General features: G+C 65.2%; 13 protein-coding genes. 1 reads left to right on the top strand and 12 read right to left on the bottom strand.

All coding sequences use genetic code 11. The annotated features are described in order from the left end of the window. Positions 1 to 30: 30 nt before the first annotated feature. The 5 genes from glyS to ACFORG_RS15890 form a co-directional block, all read right to left on the bottom strand. Positions 31 to 2,289 carry a glycine--tRNA ligase subunit beta gene (gene glyS / locus ACFORG_RS15910; RefSeq protein WP_386736504.1) on the bottom strand — a complete coding sequence of 753 codons (2,259 nt, stop codon included), beginning with the start codon at positions 2,287 to 2,289 and terminating at the stop codon, positions 31 to 33. 95 nt (positions 2,290 to 2,384) lie between these two features. Beyond that, positions 2,385 to 3,248, bottom strand: coding sequence for a DUF1206 domain-containing protein (locus tag ACFORG_RS15905; protein ID WP_386736503.1), 864 nt, complete (start codon positions 3,246 to 3,248; stop codon positions 2,385 to 2,387). A 69-nt stretch (positions 3,249 to 3,317) separates the two neighbouring features. Further along, a complete protein-coding gene (locus ACFORG_RS15900) occupies positions 3,318 to 3,845 on the bottom strand; it encodes a DUF6446 family protein (protein ID WP_386736502.1) in 528 nt (175 codons plus the stop codon). Between the two features lie 73 nt (positions 3,846 to 3,918). Next, positions 3,919 to 4,599 (bottom strand): FkbM family methyltransferase, encoded by a 681-nt coding sequence (locus ACFORG_RS15895; RefSeq protein ID WP_386736501.1) that lies wholly within the window; start codon positions 4,597 to 4,599, stop codon positions 3,919 to 3,921. A 9-nt stretch (positions 4,600 to 4,608) separates the two neighbouring features. After that, positions 4,609 to 5,547: a glycine--tRNA ligase subunit alpha gene (locus ACFORG_RS15890; protein ID WP_386736500.1), complete on the bottom strand. Its 939-nt coding sequence runs from the start codon at positions 5,545 to 5,547 to the stop codon at positions 4,609 to 4,611. A 199-nt stretch (positions 5,548 to 5,746) separates the two neighbouring features. On the opposite strand from ACFORG_RS15890, the gene ACFORG_RS15885 reads away from it, so the two are divergent. Beyond that, a complete protein-coding gene (locus ACFORG_RS15885) occupies positions 5,747 to 7,492 on the top strand; it encodes a trypsin-like peptidase domain-containing protein (RefSeq protein WP_386736499.1) in 1,746 nt (581 codons plus the stop codon). Between the two features lie 30 nt (positions 7,493 to 7,522). Here the strand turns inward: ACFORG_RS15885 and ACFORG_RS15880 are convergent, their stop codons facing one another. The 7 genes from ACFORG_RS15880 to metZ all read right to left on the bottom strand — a co-directional run bounded on the left by ACFORG_RS15880 (position 7,523) and on the right by metZ (position 14,763). Further along, positions 7,523 to 7,741: a tautomerase family protein gene (locus ACFORG_RS15880; protein ID WP_386736498.1), complete on the bottom strand. Its 219-nt coding sequence runs from the start codon at positions 7,739 to 7,741 to the stop codon at positions 7,523 to 7,525. Positions 7,742 to 7,798: 57 nt separating this feature from the next. Then, positions 7,799 to 9,394, bottom strand: a complete 1,596-nt coding sequence (locus ACFORG_RS15875; RefSeq protein WP_386736497.1) for a 5-guanidino-2-oxopentanoate decarboxylase — start codon at positions 9,392 to 9,394, stop codon at positions 7,799 to 7,801. After that, positions 9,394 to 10,842 (bottom strand): TrkH family potassium uptake protein, encoded by a 1,449-nt coding sequence (locus ACFORG_RS15870; RefSeq protein WP_386736496.1) that lies wholly within the window; start codon positions 10,840 to 10,842, stop codon positions 9,394 to 9,396. Before ACFORG_RS15870 ends, ACFORG_RS15875 begins: the two co-directional genes overlap by 1 nt. A gap of 60 nt (positions 10,843 to 10,902) precedes the next feature. Further along, the gene (locus ACFORG_RS15865; RefSeq protein WP_386736495.1) at positions 10,903 to 11,727 is read right to left on the bottom strand and encodes a hypothetical protein; all 825 of its coding nucleotides are present in this window, start codon (positions 11,725 to 11,727) and stop codon (positions 10,903 to 10,905) included. Positions 11,728 to 11,793: 66 nt separating this feature from the next. Beyond that, a complete protein-coding gene (folE2, locus tag ACFORG_RS15860; protein WP_386736494.1) occupies positions 11,794 to 12,897 on the bottom strand; it encodes a GTP cyclohydrolase FolE2 in 1,104 nt (367 codons plus the stop codon). Positions 12,898 to 13,090: 193 nt separating this feature from the next. After that, complete coding sequence (locus ACFORG_RS15855; RefSeq protein WP_386736493.1) at positions 13,091 to 13,579, bottom strand: GNAT family N-acetyltransferase; 489 nt, start codon at positions 13,577 to 13,579, stop codon at positions 13,091 to 13,093. Beyond that, positions 13,576 to 14,763: an O-succinylhomoserine sulfhydrylase gene (gene metZ / locus ACFORG_RS15850; RefSeq protein ID WP_386736492.1), complete on the bottom strand. Its 1,188-nt coding sequence runs from the start codon at positions 14,761 to 14,763 to the stop codon at positions 13,576 to 13,578. The genes ACFORG_RS15855 and metZ overlap by 4 nt, the downstream gene beginning before the upstream one ends. Positions 14,764 to 14,781 lie beyond the last annotated feature (18 nt).

The raw sequence follows: 14,781 nt of genomic DNA, 5'->3' as shown, positions 1-14,781 counted from the left end.
AGGGCGCGACGCAAGCCTCTCGCGCGGCGCTCAGCTCTCGATTCGCGTCAGATCCGCCACCTGCGAGCAGACGGCGCGAATGCGGTTGAGCAGGTTCAGCCGGTTGCGGCGCAGAACGGCGCTGTCGGCATTGACCTGAACCGCCTCGAAAAACGCATCAATCGGCGCGCGCAGCCCGGCCATGGCCGAAACGGCGGCCGCGAAATCTTCCTGCGCAAGCGCCGGGGCAATCTTCTCTTCTGCCGCATCCAGTGCCGCGAACAGCGCCGTTTCCGCGCCTTCCTCGGCATACTTCACGTCGGCGCCAAAGGAATACTCGACCCCGTCCTTTTCCTCGGCCTGGGTCAGGATGTTGTTCGCCCGTTTGAACCCCTGCACGAGGTTCTCGCCATCCTCGGTGGCCAGAACCTCGTTGAGCGCCCGCGCCCGCTTCACCAGCAGGTACAGATCGTCGCTACCGTCCATCGCAAGACATGCGTCGATGATGTCGTGGCGGATGCCTTCATCGCGCAGGAACACCTTGAGCCTGTCATGGAAAAAACCGACCAGATCGGCAATCGTGCCAGCATCCTGGTGAAAGCTCGAATTCCGGTCCTTCAGCGTGTCCCACAGCGTTCCGAACACGCCGCGCTCGCCGATCATGGTAACCAGCGCCTCGGTGTCCAGGGTGTGCAGCTTGTCGAGGTCGATCCCCATGATCCGCGCGTATTCGGCGCGCTTTTCCTCGGGTGTTTCCACGCCGTCGGTGTCGCGCTTGATCGCATGCGGGAAAAACGCGCGCGCAACGGCCTCTTTCAGCGACAGGCGTAGCCCGTTTTCAAGGATCAGCCGGATCACCCCCAGAGCGGCACGGCGCAGGGCGAACGGATCCTTGGATCCGGTCGGTTTCTCGTCGATCGCCCAGAAGCCCGTCAGCGTGTCCAGCTTGTCCGCCATCGCCACCGTCACGGAAAGCGGCCGATGCGGAACAGAGTCCGACGGACCCAGCGGCGCGTAATGCTCTTCGGCCGCAGCCGCGCCTTCATCGTCAAGACCCGACGCCTGAAGGTAGTAGCGCCCCATCAACCCCTGCAATTCGGGGAATTCGTAAACCATTTCCGAGCTCAGATCGGCCTTGGCGAGCCGCGCGGCCTCCTGCGCTTCCTGAGGGTCGGCCCCGGTGAGAGGTGCCAGCGCACCGCTGAGCGCAACGATCCGGCGGATACGGTCGCCCTGGCTGCCCAACCGGTTGTGGAAGGTGACGTTTTCCAGCGCCTCGACCCATTGGCCGATATCGGTTTTCGCGATGCGAAGGTCGTTCTCCCAAAAGAACTTGGCATCGGCCAGACGCGCCGACAGAACCTTCTGGTTGCCGGCAAGGATCGTCGCACCGTGATCGGCGGTTTCGCGGTTGGCCACGGTGATGAAGCGCTCGATCCGCCCGGTCTTGGGGTTTCGGACGGAGAAGAACTTCTGGTGCTCCTTCATCGATGTCTGCAGCACCTCGGGCGGCAGGTCCAGGAACTCCGCACCGATCTCGCCCATCAGGACCACGGGCCATTCGACCAGCCCCGCGACCTCGGCCAAAAGGCCCTCGTCCTGAACCAGTTCCAACCCAGAAGCAAAAGCAAGGTTCTGCGCCTCGGACTTTATGTGATCGGCCCGTTCCTGCGGGTTCAGTACCACATGCGCGCGTTTAAGCTTGGCCTCGTAATCCTCGAACGATGTCACCGCGAACCGGCCCGGCGCCATGAAACGATGACCTTCAGTCGTATCCCCGGCGACGATCCCGTCAATCTCCATCGGCACGATGGCGGCCCCGCTCTCGTCGGTCAGCAGACACAGGATCGAATGCAGCGGCCGCACCCAGCGCAGGGATGACCCACCCCAGCGCATCGACTTGGGCCAGGGGAAAGTGCGGATCACGTTTTCCAGAACCTCGGAGACGATCTCGGCGGCGGGCCGTCCGGCTTTCTCGATGGTCGCGAAATAGACCGCACCCTTGGGCGTCTCACGCTCTTCGAGCTGGTCACGGGTAATGCCCGCACCGCGCAGGAACCCCTCGACCGCCTTGTCGGGCGCGCCAACCTTGGGACCCTTGCGCTCTTCTCGCAGTGTCGGGCTCTGCGCCAGCAGCCCCTCGACCGCCAGTGTCAGGCGGCGCGGCGTCGCGAACGCGGCAGCCCCCGAATAGGTCAGCCCCGCCTCGACCAGCCCGTCGGTCATCCGCTTCTTCAGGTCCTCGGAGGCGCGCTTCTGCATGCGCGCGGGGATTTCCTCGGAAAAGAGTTCGATCAGCAGGTCGGGCATCGTCTCACCAAATGAGGCGCCCGCGCGGAATGATGCGCGGGCGGGGTTCTCGCTTTGGTCGTTGCTTAAAGCCCGCAGGCCCGGGGGGCAAGCGGTTAGGCCGTTGCCTCGTGCAGCTTGCCCTCTGCCTTCAGCTTGGCCCGGCGGGCAAGGCTCATCACGTCATCCCCTGCCCGGCGCGGAACGTAGCGGTACAGCGCTTCGACCGCGTTTTCGACCGCAAAGCCGATAAGGCCCAGCCCGATGACACCCAACAGGAACCGGCCGAACGGGGCGGAACGGACCTGCTCCAGCGCCATGCCGACACCGCCGGCCTGGTCCGGGTTCGAGGTCAGCGCGGCGTAACAGATCATCACGCCGATGATCCCCACGACGACACCCTCGGCGACCAGCCCGAATTTCATTACCGGGTCCAGCTTGCGCGCGGTCGGCGTGGCGACGATATGCTGTTTGTATTTCTCGGAAATACCCTTGTACGCATAGTAGATGCCCGCACCGATGGTGGCCAACCCGGCCGCACCCACCAGCCAGACGCCGAACGGCATCGTCATGAGCTTTTGCACCATGGTCTCGGTGCCCGCGCCACCACCGCCTTGCCCGCTGCCGATCGCCGTGCTGGCCGCCGAAACGCCCAGCGCGCCATGCACCAGCCCTGTCACGACAAGACCCGTCCGCGCGATCAGCCCCTTGGCATCCGTGCCGTGGTTCTCGAGGTCCATGAACGCGTCGATCAGCCGCCAGACCATGTAGGACAAAAGACCGATGGCGATGATCCACAGAGCCGCCATCCCCCACGGCTCGCCGCGCAGCTGCGCAAGGGCATCGCCGGTGCCTTCGGCCTGACCGCCGCGCCACGCGGCAAGAACGGCAATGGCGCCGACGATGGCGTAGACGGCGGCCCGCGCGGCATAGCCGGCGCGCATGACGGGAACGACCCAGGCGGGGGCTTTTTCGGACATGTTGGCTCTCCTGTTTCTGACAGGACAGCGCATCACGCCCCGGTTGAGTTCCCTCGCTCGGTCAATTGATCACTCCGTGCCGGGCCGCGGCGGGCACTCTTCGCCCACGACGGTCCCGTCATAAGCCTTCTCGCCGCAATCGTTGAGAATGTGCCAGGCATAGCCCCGCCCGTCCTGCGTGACGGCAACCACCCGGTCCACCCCGTAATGGATGTTCTTCTGGCTCAGAAAGGCCCGCGCCTCTCCTGATGCCAGCTTTTCGCCCAGCGCCTCGGCGTCAAAACAATCGAACCAACCGGGCGTCTGTAGCGGCATCGCCTCATCGACCGGCACGTGATCCCGGGCAAGCGCGTCGGGCGTCAGGTCTGTCTCGAAACAGGCGCGATAGCGGATCGGCGAGCTGTCGGCATCTATCGCCCGAAAGTTCGAATAGGCGATCGGCTCGGGTACCTCGCCATCGGCAGTCACAAGCACGACGTCGCGGCCCGCACTTGGCTCCACGTCGTAATAGAACCCGTAAATCTGAAGGTAGTACATCCCGCCCGCTGCCAGTGCGGCGCAAAAAACCAGGATGATGACAAGCAGCTTGCCGGTCATGCGTTGCTCTCTCCGATAGTCCCGTCCCGCCTGATCTAGAGGAACACGCCCTTTGTCCAGCCCCGGCGCGCGTTCAGATCCAGTCCAGGTTGACCTTCGACGCCGGGTAAGCCTCGGCCATCCGCGCTTTCAGCGCCCTGAACCTCGGTCGCAGCTCGGGAAACTTCTTCTCATGCGTCTCTACCAGCGTGACGCGGATCGGGTCGAACAACTGCCGCTCTTCCATCGCCTCGAGAATGTCCAGCTCCGCGCCCTCGATATCCATCTTGAGCATGGCGATCCCGCCCGCCTCTTCGGCCAGTGCGCTCAGAAAAGACGGAAAGTCGATCATCTCGACCTCGACCGCAGCCTCCGCGCTGATGCCTCGCCCGCCGGGCAGTGTCGTGCTCATCACCGTCTTGCCGCGCGGGTCGTCGTCGAACGCGTCCGACCGCATCAATTGCACGCTGCCCGCCTGCACACCCACCGCCTTGTTGTGCAGATGGACATTCGGCGTCTCGCCAAACCGTCCGCTCAGGATCTCCCATGCATAGGGATCGGGCTCGAAGCAATGAACGGTGGCCCCCGTCCCGGCCAGCACGGCCGTCACATCGCCCACGTTCGCGCCACAGTCGACCACCACGTCACCGGGCCGCAGCATCGCCGCCGCGCCTGCCATGAATCCCTGGCTCTGCGCCGTGCGCACGCGCCGCTGCATCTTGCGGCGCATCTTGCGCAGCCGCTCCTCGTAATGTTCCTGTGTCGCGCTGTCCATGCCCTGCCCCTAGCTTTGGGCGTCAGCATAGCCTCCGGCCCCGGTTTGCACAAATGCATCCGCGCATTGCTTGGCCAGCGCCCGAACCCGGCCGATATAGGCCTGCCGCTCGGTGACCGAGATCACGCCACGCGCATCGAGCAGGTTGAAGATGTGGCTTGCCTTGATGCACTGGTCATAGGCGGGGTGGGCCATCACGATACGTTTGCCGGTCTTGGGGTCGACATGGTCTTGCGCAAGGATCGTCGCGCATTCTTCCTCGGCCTCTTCGAAATGCCGCAACAGCATCTGCGTGTTGGCCACGTCGAAATTCCAGCGCGCATATTCCTCTTCGGTCTGCTTGAACACGTCGCCATAGCTCAGCGGAATGGGCGCATCGGGGTCGTTATACGGCATGTCCATCACGTGATCGACGCCCAGCACATACATCGCCAGACGTTCCAGGCCATAGGTCAGCTCGCCCGAAACGGGCGCGCAATCATGGCCGCCGACCTGCTGGAAATAGGTGAATTGGCTCACCTCCATCCCGTCGCACCAGACCTCCCAGCCCAGCCCCCAGGCCCCCAGCGTCGGGCTTTCCCAGTCATCCTCGACAAAACGGATGTCATGCAGCGTCATGTCGATGCCGATGGCCTCAAGCGAACCCAGATAAAGCTCCTGCAGGTCCGGCGGACTGGGTTTGATCAGCACCTGGAACTGGTAGTAGTGCTGCAGCCGGTTCGGGTTCTCGCCATAGCGCCCGTCGGTCGGACGGCGCGACGGCTGCACATAGGCCGCCGCCCACGGGGTCGAGCCCAGCGACCGCAAGGTCGTCGCCGGATGAAAGGTGCCAGCCCCCACCTCCATGTCATAGGGTTGCATCACCGCGCATCCTTTGCCGGCCCAGTAGGCCTGCAGGCGCAGGATGATCTCCTGAAAGGAACGGGGGGCGGTCTTCGCTTCGGTCATCACGTCTCTCCGGCGCGCGGTCTGCGGCTTGATCGCGCCTTTCCTATGCAAGCGGGCCAGAGGCGTCAACGCCTCGCCCCTGGCCACGCTGTCGTGATTGCGACACACACCGTTTTCCGTGGCTGGCAGGTCATGGTAATCACGCCATATTGAGGCATAAGCTTCAACGGACCGATTTTTTCCCGAGGTAAAAGACCAGATGATACGCGTTTTGTCGGCCCTATCGATCGTCGCGCTATGTGCGCTGCAACCGGCGGCGGCCCAGCAATCCGGGCAAGGGGCCGTGTGGGTCCAGATCGAGGCGCACCCGTCCTTGCGCGCCGCCCAGGAACGGGCACAGTATTTCTCCGACAATCTTGCCGATGTTCACGGCTTTGCACTTGGTGGCGGCTGGTACGGCATCGTGCTGGGCCCCTACGCGCCCGAAGATGCACGGCGCGTGCTGCAGGTCTATCGCTCGGAACGCGAGATCCCGCGCGACAGCTTCATCGTTCAACCAAACAGCCTGCGGCAGCCCTTCTGGCCCGCCGGCGCCGTCATTCCGAACACCGCGCTCAGCACCGATGGCCTGCTCGGCAACCAGCCCGAGACGCAAGCCAGGGCGGCCGCCGATCCCGAACCCTCCGACGAGACCCCGTCCGAGGCACGCCGTAGCGAGCAATTGCTGACCGGACAGGAACGGCGCGACCTACAGGTCGCCTTGCAGGCGGCCGGGTTCTACAATGCCGCGATCGACGGTGCCTTTGGGCGTGGCACGCGCGGTGCGATGGCCGAATGGCAATCGGCGCGGGGCTTCGAGGCGACCGGCGTTCTCACCACCAGGCAGCGCAAAGCGCTCATGGATGAATACAACGCCCCCCTCATCAGCGTGGGCATGCGCCGCCATTTCGACCGCGATGCGGGGATCGAGATGCAGATGCCGATGGATGCGGTGGCGTTCTCCCGCTACGAGCCGCCCTTCGCCCATTACGACAGCGCCACCGATCTCGGCGCGCGCGTCCTGCTGATCAGCCAGCCGGGCAACCGCGCAACGCTGTTCGGCCTCTACGACATCATGCAGACGCTCGAAATCGTGCCCCTCGACGGCCCGCGCGAGAAACAGGGCGACAGCTTCACCCTCGTCGGGCGCGGAAGCGGTATCGTCTCGCACACCGAGGCGCGGCTTCAGAACGGCGAAATCAAGGGCTTTACCCTCATCTGGCCCGAAGGCGACGAAGAGCGCCGCGCACGCGTACTGACGGCTATGCAGCAAAGCTTCACCCGCACGGGCGGCGTGCTAAGCCCCGCTGCGGGCGGCAACGCGGTGCAGAGCGTGGACCTTGTCTCGGGCCTGCAGGTGCGCAAGCCGCGCCTGTCCCGTTCGGGCTTTTTCGTCGATGGCAAGGGCAGCGTGGTCACCGTGGCCGAAGCGGTTCGCAACTGCACACGCGTCACGCTCGACCGTGCGCACGAGGCCGATGTCGTGACCGTGGACGACACGCTGGGGGTTGCGGTTTTGCGCCCGACCGTGCCCCTCGCCCCGATGGAAGTCGCCCGCCTGACGCAGGGCGAGGCCCGGCTGCAATCCGAGATCACGCTTTCGGGCTTTTCCTACGAGGGGATACTTGGCGCGCCGTCGCTCACCTATGGCACGCTGGCCGACATCAAGGGCCTGGGCGGCGAGGAACAACTCTCGCGTCTCGCGCTCGCCGCGCAAGAGGGCGACGCCGGCGGCCCCGTCTTCGACGCGGGCGGCAGCGTGATGGGCATGTTGCTGCCCACCCCGAACGAAGGCCGCAAGCTGCCCGACACCGTCAGCTTTGCCGCCGACGCCCAGGCTCTGCGGCAAGTCCTGCAAGAAGCCGGGCTGCGGGCCATCGACGATACCGGCGCATCCAGCCTGACCCCGGACGAGTTGAACCGCCGAGCAACAGGCATGACCGTTCTCGTCAGCTGCTGGGATTGACGGCCAAGGCCTGCCCCCTCATGGGGCGGGCTACCCTTTCGCCTTCATCGCAAGGGCATCGCTGGTTGTCAGAACCTGCCCAGCATAGCCCCAGCTGCCGCTTAGCGCCTCGAAGATCCGCACCGATGTCCCGTTGCGGATCGTCTCTCCCGCCACGCTGCCGAACGCGTCGGTCACACGGCGAATGATCTCGGCCTTTTCCTCGTCGGAAAACACCCCTTCCAATACCTGTATCTCGATCGAGGGCATTCACCCCTCCCCTGGTCCAGCCGCACAAAGCCTAGCACGGCAGGACAGAGAGGCGGATCACGCCCCCGTGACGATCTCGGGGGTCACATGGATCAGTGTTGGCCCGTCCGCAGCCAGCGCCGATGTCACTGCCGCCTGCATCTCGGACAGGCTCGCCGGCCGTGAAGCACGCGCGCCGAACGCCTCGGCCAGCCTACAGAAATCGGGGTTGCGCGCGACCACCGCATTGGGCGCGATCTGCGCGCCCACCATGCTCTCCTCGATCTCCTTCAGCTTGCCATTGTCCCACAGGATGATCGGCAGCGGCAAACCCAGTTCGACCGCCACGCCAAGCTCGGCCATGGTGTAATGGAACCCGTAATCCCCGATGATCACCGCCGTCGGCTGGCCCTGACGCGCAACCGCCCCGCCAATCCCGGCAGGCAGCGCATAGCCCAGCGTGCCGAACCCGGTGGGATGGTGCCAGTGATGCGGGTAATGCATCGGCCAGACCTCCTTGGCGGCATAGGCGAATTGCGTCATGTCAGAGTAGATCATCGTGTCCTTGGGCAACGCATCACGCAGCGCATCGGCCACGGGCAGGATGCCGGGGCGTTCGGCCTCCACCTCGGCCCGCCAGCGCCTCCGCGCCGCCGATACCTCCGCCGCGTCCCAACCGGTCGCGGGTGTGGCATCCTCGGTCGCCTCCCACAGCGCACGTGCGAAACTCTCGGCCTCTGCCTGCAACTTGATCAGCGCCCGATGTTCGTCGGCCAGAACCTCCGGGTCCAGGTCCACACGGATCAGCGGCGCCTGGTGCCCCAGCTTATCCCGCCACAGGTCGACCTCGGCCAACTCTGTCCCGACCGCGATCACCAGATCGGCCGAGGCGATCACCTCGGCGCTGCCCGGTCGCGCCAGCGTTGCCCCGAAATCCAGCGCATAGTTCGCGCCGACCAGCCCGCGACCGGCATAGGTGGTAAAGACCGCGGCGCCCGTCTGGGCCACGATCTGCCGCCACAGGTTCGACCGTGCCCCGCCGCCAAGGATGAACAGCGGCCGACGCGCAAGGTTCAGCATCGACAGGACAGGCGCGATATCCGGCGCGCCCGAGCGCAGCCGCAAGGCCGGCTGGTTCGGGAAGGGCGCGGCCGTGGCCTCGGCCTCCAGCGCGGCAATCGGCACGGTGATGTGCTTGGGCCTGGGGCGCGCGGTCTCGAACTCGTCAAAGGCGCGCTCGACCAGCGCATAGGCCGCCTGTGCGTTACGCGCTTCCTCGGACCAGTCGCAGACGGTCGCCGCCGCGCCCACTTGGTCCCGCATCTGGTGCAGCTGCCCGCGCCGCGCGGCCACCTCGTCCAGGCAGGACGAGATCACCAGCATCGGCACGGAATCCGAATAGGCCTGCCCCATCGGGGTCATGATGTTGCACAGGCCCGGCCCGGTGATCACATAGGCCACCCCCGGCTGACCGGTCGCACGCGCATAGCCGTCGGCCATGAACCCGGCCCCCTGCTCGTGCCGCGCCAGAACATGGGTGACGCCCGCCTCCTCGATACCGCGATACATCTCCTGATTATGCACCCCGGGAATGCCGAAAATCACCTCGACCCCACGGTCGCGAAGCATGTGGGATAGTTGCGCGCCCAGCGGCTTTCGGGGCAGGTCTTGCATCAGGCTCTCCAGAATTGAACGGTAAACAGAACGTAGACGGCCATCAGTTCCAGCCGGCCGATCAGCATGCCCACGGTCAGAATCCACTTGGCGGCGTCATTCAGGCCACCGAAATTGCCCGCCGGGCCGATCTCGCTGCCCAGCCCCGGCCCCACATTCGCAATCGCCGTCGCCGCGCCCGACACCGCGGTGATGAAGTCGAGCCCGGTAAGCGCCAGCGCCCAGGACAGCACACCCATCGTCACCACGAAAAAGACGAAGAACACCATGACCGAGTTCAGGACGTCAGGCCCGACAGGCCGGCCCTGGTAACGCGGCAGGAACACGCCATGCGGCGACTGGATGCGCTGCAACTGCGCGCGGACCGACGCGAATAGAAGCTGGTACCGGAAGATCTTGATCGAACAGGCGGTCGAGCCCGCGCAGCCACCGATCAGCCCGATGAAAAAGAACAATGTGACGAAAAATCCGCCCCACTGCATGTAGTCCGTGCTGGCATAGCCGGTCCCCGAGATGATCGAGGTGATGTTGAAGAACGCCTCGCGGAAGGCCTGCTCCCAGGATCGCGGGAACAGGTAGACCAGCGCGATCGTGGACAGCACGACCAGCAGCCCGACGACCAACAGAAAGACATGAACCTGCGAATCGCGCAAAAGCGGTCGCGACTGCCCGTTGATAAGCTGCACGTAGCGCACGAAAGGCAGCGCCGAGAGGATCATGAACAGCGCCGCGGCATACTCGATCGGGCCCGAGAATGCGCCGAAAGAGGCGTCGTAATTGGCAAAGCCTCCGGTGGCGACCGTCGTCATCGAATGCACCAGCGCGTCGAAAAAGTTCATGCCGAGTGCCGCGTAAACCAGCAGGCAGGTACCGCTGATGACGACATAGACCAGAAAGATCCGCCCCGCGATCTCTCGCGCACGGGGCAGGATCTTGCCCATCGTGTCGAACCCCTCCGAGCGGAAGATCTGCATGCCGCCCACGCGCAGCTCGGGCAGAAAGGCCATGGCCACGACGACAATGCCGATCCCGCCCAGCCATTGCAGCAACCCGCGCCACAGCAACAGGCCACGCGGCATGTCGTCGAGCCCTGATAACACGGTCGAGCCGGTCGTCGTCAGGCCCGACATCGCCTCGAACATCGCATCGGTGAAATCGAGCTCGGTAGCGCCCAGCATGAAAGGCAGCGCGCCAAATATCGGCAGCGCCACCCAGACCATCGTCGTCAACAGGAATGTCTGCTGGATCGTCAGCCCTTCGCGCACGCCATTTGCCGTGCTCAGTGCGACTGCGCCCCCCACCAGGACGGTAAAGACGGCGCTCATGAAAAAGGCCGGCCAATGGCCGCGCCCCTCGATCAGGTCCGCCACGAGCGGGACGATCATGCTGGCGCCCAGCAGGGCGACCAGCAGGCCGATCACGTAAAGAACTGGTCGCGGATCAAACATCAGGCGCAGCGTTGGCGCGCCCGCGCGTGGCTGTCAAGGCCACGCACCGCGGACCACGGGTCAGCTGTCGCCGGTCTCCGTTCCGCCTGGCATCTTCGGCGGGGTCGAGGGCGCACGCGTCCGCCGCCGGGGGCTGCGCGCCGCCGTATCGGCACCTTCGGTCGCAGGAGTTGCGGCCTTGGCCGGGCTGCGTCGACGCGTGGCAGGCGCACGGCGGGTCGTTTTCGGTTTGCTCGCCGCCGAAGGGGCCGTCTTGGCCTTGGCTTCGGGCTTTTCCGCCGCCGGTTTGGCTGCCGGAGTCGCCACGGCTTTCGCCTCGACCGGTTTTGCCGCCGCTGGCACCGGTTTGGGTGCAGCGGCGGCGGCCTTGGCTGTCACGACCTTCGCTTCTGCCACCTTGGGCGCTGCGGGCGCGTCTGCCTTGGCGGGCTGTGCCGAGGCTTCGGCGACCGCCTTGACGACAGGCTTGGCAACGGGTTTGGCTGCGGGCTTCGCAACGGGCTTGGCCGCGGCCGCACGCCGGGCCGGAGCCTTGCGCGCCGGTTTCGCAGCAGGCTCGACCCTGCTCTTTACCTGTGTGTTGGTAGGCCGCATGGCGGCAAGATGCAGCGCATGGGCCTGCATCAGCGGCGCATGCACTGCCGAATTGGCAAGGATCTGCATGATCCGCAGGTTGTTCGCCGTCACGTAACCGGCAAACCGCATGGCGGCCGCTTGGAATTCGAACGGGTTGGGCATGAATGTCATCGTCTGGTGCTCCTCCAGGGGCAAACTGTCGCTCACCGGCAGCGAGGCGATGGCGAAACGGCCATGTCCCGCGCCCGACCGGCGCCCTTGCCCTTCGCGCACCGGCAAAGGGCGCAGATCTGGTGTCCACACCAACATAGACGAGAAATCCCGCATGCGCAGCATTTTTTGCCGCAATGCGGCAAAAACGCCCGAAACGCGCAATTATCCTACGTGGAACAGGGTGTTGAACAGTTTCGGATCAAGGCTCTGCGCCGCGAACGTATCGCCCTCTACCAGGATCGACACGGCGTCGTGGCTGTGCAGGCTTTCCTGATGGCTCGCGATCACGCGGAAATCGCCCACCCGGTGATCGGCCTGCAACTCGGCACAGAACAAGCGGGCCGCATCCTCGACGAAAATCGGGTTGGCCGCGTTCAACTCGGCAAAGGCCTGCTCGTCCTCGCGCTTGACCATGACCTGCGTTTCGGTCGGAACGGCGCGCCGGCACAGTTCGATCAGGTCCTCGAACCACAGGCAGTTCGCATCGCAATCCAGCACCACCGAGATCCGCGCGACCGAACGCTGCGAATGCGGCGTGGCCAGCTGCCCCCGCTCGCGCCGCGCATGCTCGCTCAGCTCCAGCGAGCATGGGCAGGTCGAGGAATAGACATAGTCGAGATGCATGATCTTCTGGCGCACCCCGTCCTGCTCGACCAGCTCCAGCGCGATGTCGTAATACTGGTACCCTTCCAGCCCCGAACGCAGGCTCTTCACCTTCACGGGATAGGAAAACCGCATCTGGATACGTGCATCGAAACTCTCGAGGTCGGTCTTGTAATCGTCCAGCGCCGCCTCGATGACCTCGAAGCTGAAGACGCTTTCCGCATGCCGGTAGAAGGACCGCATGATGCGGCTCATGTTGATGCCCTTCTTGTCGGCATCGAGGCTTACGGTTCCCGTGACCGAGGTCTCCAGCGCAAGATCGCTGCCGCCCTTGCGATGGAAGCGGATCGGCAGGCGGAAATTCGAGATGCCGACATGCTGGATCTGCTGACGGGCACCGCGAATCAGGCTCTCGGGGCCGTTCTGCAGGTCCGGCAGCGACGCCTTGTAGGCCGCGTCCACGCTGAAATCGTCGGGATAGCGGCGCGACAGCACCGGGTACTCGTCCTTCACCAATCCCGGAACCAGCCGCGCGACCGCCGGATCCAGCTGCGCGATCTCGGTCTCGGTCGCGTTGCGCGCCCAGCTGCGAAGCGTATCCAGCGCCGCCTCGGCCTCGTCGCGGTCGGGGGTTTCGTCGGTGATACGGGTGTGAAAGTTCATCGGCGCGTGTCCCTCTCTGGTGACCGCTGCGGTGCGGCGGGTCGGAGCTTTTCCGTCATCTTGTCCCCTATACGAACCGCATAAAGCACCGGATCGAAATTTTCTGCGATTTTCCGCCGTCTTGCAGGCGAATGCGACCTGCACATGACAAAGACATAAGCACGCCGCAGCGCCCCGTAAAGGTGCCGGCCGTTCAGGCGCAGGCCCGCACCAGCACCCTGCTCATGCCGTAATTGTGCAAAGTGACACCACCCCTAACCACCTCCTGGAGTGGCCCGTCCTGCCATCCGTTACGGAGCAGGAACGGGCGCGCAAGGGCGCTTGCCTGCGTGGAAAGCGCCCCCAACCCCAGCGCGCGGGCGCGGTTTTCCAGAACGGCCAGCAACCGCCCGGCAACCCCCTGCCCGCGCCACTCCGGCAGAACGAACGCAAGGTCGAGATACCCGGTTTCAGGCTCCAGCGACATGAATCCCACGGGAATACCGTCGGCCTCTGCCACCAGCGTCACCTCCCGCTCCAACCGCGCGGCCCAGTCCGGGCCCGCAGGCGGCTGGGGGCTCCATGCGGCGCGCTGTTCGGGGCTATAGGCCGGCGCCGCGCCTTCGCGAACGGCACGGTGAAACAGCAGGCCCAGCGCATCCGCCTCGCCCGCCCGCAGCCCGCGGATCAGGACATCCGTCATCCCGCCGTCTCCAGCGCACGGGTCAGATCGGCGATCAGGTCGCCCGCATCCTCCAGCCCGACCGAGAACCGAACCAACCCCGGCGTGATGCCCAGCGCATCCTTCTGCGCGTCCGACAGCCGCTGATGCGTCGTGGTGGCCGGATGAGTGGCGATGGATTTCGCATCGCCCAGGTTGTTCGAGATCACCGGGATGCTCATCGCGTTGAGAAAGCGGAACGCCGCGTCCTTGCCGCCCTTGAGGTCCAGCGACAGGACCGTGCCGCCGCGCCCGCCCATCTGCGTCTGCACAAGATCGTGCTGCGCGTGATCCTTCAGTCCCGGATAAAGCACCCGCGCCAGCGCCTGATGACCGTCCAGCGCCTCGGCAATGGCCTGCGCGGTATCGGCCTGCGCCCGCACGCGCAACGGCATGGTTTCCAGCCCCTTGAGCAGGATCCAAGCGCTGAACGGGCTCAGCGCACCGCCGGTATGCTTCATGTAGGGCTCGACCGTGCCGCGGATGAAGTCGCGGCTGCCAAGGATCACGCCACCCAGCGCACGGCCCTGCCCGTCGATATGCTTGGTCGCCGAATAGATGATGACATCCGCGCCCAGTTCCGCCGCGCGGGAAAAGACCGGCGTGGCAAAGACATTGTCGACCACCACCAGCGCACCCACCGCGTGCGCCAGTTCGGCCACGGCGGCGATGTCGATCACCTCCAGCGTCGGGTTCGAGAGCGACTCGAAGAACACCGCTTTGGTCTCGGGCCGGATCGCGTCGCGCCACTGCTCAAGGTCGGTGCCGTCCACGAACGTCACCTCGACGCCATAGCGCGTCAGGATGTTCTCGAGAATGTACAGACACGAGCCGAACAGCGCGCGCGACGACACCACGTGATCGCCCGCCTTGAGCATCGACACCAGCGCGCCATTGACCGCGGCCATGCCGCTGGCCGTCGCGAACCCGTCCTCGCAACCTTCCAGCGCGGCGATCCGCTCTTCGAACATGCGCACCGTGGGGTTGCCGTAGCGCGCATAGATGAACTCGTCATCGCCCGCCTCGATGAACCGCGCCTCGGCGGCCTCGGCGCTGTCATAGACAAAACCTTGCGTAAGGAAGATCGCCTCGCTCACCTCGCCATACTGGCTGCGGCGAACACCGCCATGCACCGCCTTGGTGCGCTCGTTCCAGTCCTCGCTCATCCGTCCGGTCCTTTCCCG

Source organism: Lutimaribacter marinistellae, from assembly GCF_042648365.1.
GTDB lineage: Bacteria > Pseudomonadota > Alphaproteobacteria > Rhodobacterales > Rhodobacteraceae > Lutimaribacter_A > Lutimaribacter_A marinistellae.
Note: the sequence above shows the minus strand (reverse complement) of the source record. Positions and strands in the feature narration are given on the sequence as shown.